Origin of the sequence: Amycolatopsis sp. SID8362, assembly GCF_010550475.1 — a bacterium.
Classification (GTDB): domain Bacteria; phylum Actinomycetota; class Actinomycetes; order Mycobacteriales; family Pseudonocardiaceae; genus Amycolatopsis; species Amycolatopsis eburnea.
Genome location: NZ_JAAGNB010001621.1, coordinates 1 through 4,048 on the forward strand (window position 1 = coordinate 1; position 4,048 = coordinate 4,048).

3 protein-coding genes and 1 pseudogene are annotated in these 4,048 nt (G+C 71.7%); 3 read left to right on the plus strand and 1 reads right to left on the minus strand.

Annotated elements, in window-relative coordinates:
- Positions 1-779: GAF domain-containing protein (locus tag G3I65_RS50075; protein ID WP_160702832.1), on the minus strand; the 779-nt coding region annotated here is incomplete at its 3' end.
- A gap of 216 nt (positions 780-995) precedes the next feature.
- Here G3I65_RS50075 and mdo point away from each other — a divergent pair.
- From mdo to G3I65_RS50090, 3 genes and pseudogenes are all read left to right on the plus strand, one after another.
- Positions 996-2,288 (plus strand): NDMA-dependent methanol dehydrogenase, encoded by a 1,293-nt coding sequence (gene mdo, locus G3I65_RS50080; RefSeq protein ID WP_160702843.1) that lies wholly within the window; start codon positions 996-998, stop codon positions 2,286-2,288.
- A gap of 54 nt (positions 2,289-2,342) precedes the next feature.
- Positions 2,343-3,449 carry a MoxR family ATPase gene (locus G3I65_RS50085; RefSeq protein ID WP_160702845.1) on the plus strand — a complete coding sequence of 369 codons (1,107 nt, stop codon included), beginning with the start codon at positions 2,343-2,345 and terminating at the stop codon, positions 3,447-3,449.
- Positions 3,449-4,048, plus strand: a pseudogene (locus G3I65_RS50090) (VWA domain-containing protein); the annotation flags it as partial. The gene G3I65_RS50085 and the pseudogene G3I65_RS50090, both read left to right, overlap by 1 nt.

Sequence of the window (4,048 nt, forward strand, 5' to 3'; positions counted from 1 at the left end):
GCGCTCGCGGACACGGCTTCGACGCGCACCTCCACCGGCGTGCCGGAGGTCAGCCGGATGCGGCGGAGGCCGCGCTGGGTGCGGCCGAGGTCCTGCAGCAGGCGGTGGTCGGCGGTGTCGACCAGCTCGGTCGCCGCGGTGTTGGCCAGCACGACGTCCTGGCCGAGCGCCAGCACCGCGCACGCCCGGTGCTGCACCGACTGGAACGCGGCCAGCAACTGCTGTTCGGCGAGCTTCGCGCCGTCGAGCAGCCGCCGTTCGATGTCGGCGACCGCGCGCCGCAGGAACGGCCCGAGCAGCGGGTTCGCGTCGCCGGCCGGGCCGGTGATGTCCAGGACGCCGGCCAGCCGCCGCGTCGACGGGTGCACCACCGGGTGGCCGTAGCAGGTGAACTGCTTCATCGCTTCGAGGAAGTGCTCGTCGCCGTCGACGGAGACGCCGCGGCGGGTCTCGAACGGCGTGGCGAGGGAGTTCGTCCCGGTCCGTTCCTCGAGGAACTGGCAGCCCGGCACCGCGCTGATGTTCTCCAGCGCCAGCTCGACCGACCGCTCGGTGAACCGCCGCGCGACGATCCGGCACTCGTCGTCGGCGAGCACGACGCAGAACCGGGTGCCGGCCAGCTGCCGGGCCAGCTCGTCCAGCACGGGCGAAGCGGCCCGCAGGAGCCGGCTGCGGCTGTCGACGTCGGCGATGTCCAGCCGGTCGATCGACGACGCCGGCGAGAGCCCGGACAGCTCCGCCCGCCGCCACGACTGCGCGATCTCGGTCCGCAGGTCCACTCGCACTCCTCGCCGAGCCGCTCGGTGTCCCCGGGCTCCCATCATCACACGGCGCGCAAGCGGGCGGCACCCGTCCGATCGGGCAGGTACCCGCCCGCTCCGGCCGGACGGTTCCGCCCTCCCGCCCGGACGGTTTCCGGGTGCGGGCCATTTCGCTTGCCCGGCACCGGAAATAACGTCGCGGAGCACCAAGCCCGTTCGTGAAAGGGACACCCCATGCAGGTCGACGAACTGATCAAGCCGTTCCCGCTCAAGGAGTTCCACCCGATGCCGCGGGCGCTGCTCGGCCCGGGCGCGCACGAGATGATCGGCCCGGAGGCCCTGAAGATGGGGATGAAGCGGCCCCTGGTCATGACGTCGGGGCTGCGCGGCACCGGCATCGTGCACAAGATCTTCGAGTCGCTCAAGTACCACGGCCTCGACCCGGTGCTCTACGACCAGGTGGAGTCCAACCCCAAGGACTACAACGTGATGGACTCCGTCGCGCTGTACCAGGAGAACAACTGCGACGGCTTCGTCTCCATCGGCGGCGGCTCCTCGCACGACGCCTGCAAGGGCGCGCGCATCTCGGTCGCCCACGACGGCCGCAACATCAACGAGTTCGAGGGCTTCAACAAGAGCGAGAACCCCAAGAACCCGCCGCACATCGCCGTCTCGACGACCGCGGGCACCGGGTCCGAGACGTCGTGGGCCTACGTCATCACCGACACCACGACCGACCCGGACAACCCGCACAAGTACGTCGCCTTCGACGACGCGTCCGTCGTCACCCTCGCGGTGGACGACCCGGTGCTCTACTACGACTGCCCGTCGCACTTCACCGCCCAGTGCGGGTTCGACGTGCTCGCCCACGCGTCGGAACCGTACGTCTCCCGGCTCAACTTCACCCCCTCGCTCGGCAACGCGCTGTATTCGGCCGAGCTCGTCGGGCAGCACCTGCGGGCCGCCACCTGGCACGGCGACAACCTGGAAGCCCGCGAAGGCATGATGTACGCCCAGTACACCGCCGGGCAGGCGTTCAACTCCGGCGGCCTCGGCGTCATCCACTCGGTCTCGCACGCCGTCAGCGCCTTCTACGACACCCACCACGGCCTCAACAACGCCATCGCGCTGCCGCGGGTGTGGGCGTGGAACCTGCCGGTCGCCTACAAGCGCTACGCGAAGCTGGCCGGCGCGCTGGGCGTCGACACCACCGGCATGACCGACGTCAAGGCCGCCGACGCGGCGGTCGCGGCCGCCATCCGGCTCCTGCGCGACGTCGGCATCCCGGAGAAGTTCACCGACGTCCGCCAGGACACCCACCCGAAGAACCGGCTCGGCACCGGCCCGACGAAGTTCTACGAGCAGGCGGCGGTGATCAAGGGCGACGACAACGACGTCGACCGCGTGTCGAACCACATCCTCGGGGACTCCTGCACGCCCGGGAACCCGAAGGAGACGACGTTCGAGACCGTCCGCCCGGTCGTCGACCACTGCTTCAACGGCGACCTGGACGACTTCCTCTCCTGAAACCCGGCCCGCGGGTGCCCCGGCACCCGCGGGCCCGCCTTCGAAGGGACACCCGTGACGAGTTTCGCTTCGGTCGACGACGTCGCCGCCCGGCTGGCCGAGGTCGGCTACCTCGCCGACCGGCGGCTGGCCACCACCGTGTTCCTGCAGGCCGAGCTGGGCAAGCCGGTGCTGCTCGAAGGGCCGGCCGGGGTCGGCAAGACCGAGCTGGCCAAGTCGCTGGCCGCCGCGACCGGCCGACGGCTGCTGCGCCTGCAGTGCTACGAGGGCCAGGACGAGACCAAGGCCCTCTACGACTGGGACTACGGCAAGCAGATGCTCTACACGCAGCTGCTGCGCGAGAAGATCGGCGCGATCGTCGAGGACGCGGGCGACCTGCGCGAGGCCGTCGACCGGATCGGCGCCCAGGACAGCGTCTTCTTCTCCGAGCGGTTCCTCGCCGCCCGGCCGCTGCTCGAAGCCGTCCGCTCGCCCGAGCCGGTGGTGCTGCTGGTCGACGAGGTCGACCGGGCCGACGAGGCACTCGAAGCCGTCCTGCTGGAAATGCTCGCCGAGCAGCAGGTTTCGGTGCCCGAGCTGGGCACGTTCACCGCCGCGCACCCGCCGTACGTCGTGCTGACGTCGAACAACACGCGCGACCTCTCGGCCGCGCTGAAGCGGCGCTGCCTGCACCTGTTCCTCGACTACCCCTCGGCCGCGCGCGAGCTCGACATCATCCGCTCGAAGAAGACCGGGCTGGCCGACGCGCTGGCCGGGCACCTCGTCGACGTCGTCCGCGGGCTGCGCGGGCTGGGCCTGCGCAAGCCGCCGAGCATCTCCGAGACGATCGACTGGGCCCGCACGCTGGCCGTCCTCGGCGCGACCGAGCTGGAACCCGGCCTGCTCGAAGACACGATTTCCGTGGTCGCGAAGTACGAGAAGGACGTCGAACGCGCGGCCGCGGCGTTGCCGAAGCTCGTCGCGGGGGAGGAGGTCGCGGCCGAGAACGAAGGCGCGGCGCTGCGGGGCGAGCGCGACCGGCCCGGACGGCACGGCCCCGGCTACTACGGCGAGAAGCAGCAGCCCGCGCCCGGCGACGAGCACGGCCGCGTCCGCCAGGTCAGCACCAGCCAGGGCGCGCGGTCGTTCACCGCGAACCTCGGCCGGCCCCGGCGGGCGTGATGGAAGCGACCGTCCACCACTTCGCGCGGCTGCTGCGCGCGGGCGGCGTGCGGATCTCGGTGTCCGAGGTGCTGGACGCGCTCGCCGGGTCCGCCGCGCCCGGGATCCTCGCCGAGCGCGGCCTCTTCCGCGAGGCGCTGCGGACGTCGCTGGTGAAGGATCACCGCGACGACGACCGGTTCGACGAGCTGTTCGACGCGTTCTTCGCGCTGGTCCGGTTCTCCGGCGAGCCGGCCCGCCGGGCGCGGGAGCTGCACGGGTTCACCCTCGCCGGCGAACTCGGCCAGCGGCCGCCGCGCGCGGACATGGAGAGCCCGGACGCCGAGGCCGGCGACCTGTTCGACCGGGCGAAGCTGGTCGAGCGCTACAGCCCGCACCCGGAGCTGAACCCGATCGTCCTCGACGATGAGACCACCGACGAGGTCGTGTTCTCCCAGCAGGAAGTGGCTTCGCTGGACGACTCCAACTCCGTGCGGCTCGACGTCGACCGGACGCACGGCGCGGACCCGGGGGCGGTGAGCACCGCGCCGGGCACCCGGCTGGACACCGAGCTGAGCCTCACCGAGCAGGACGCGCTGCTGGGCTGGCTCGACGACGCG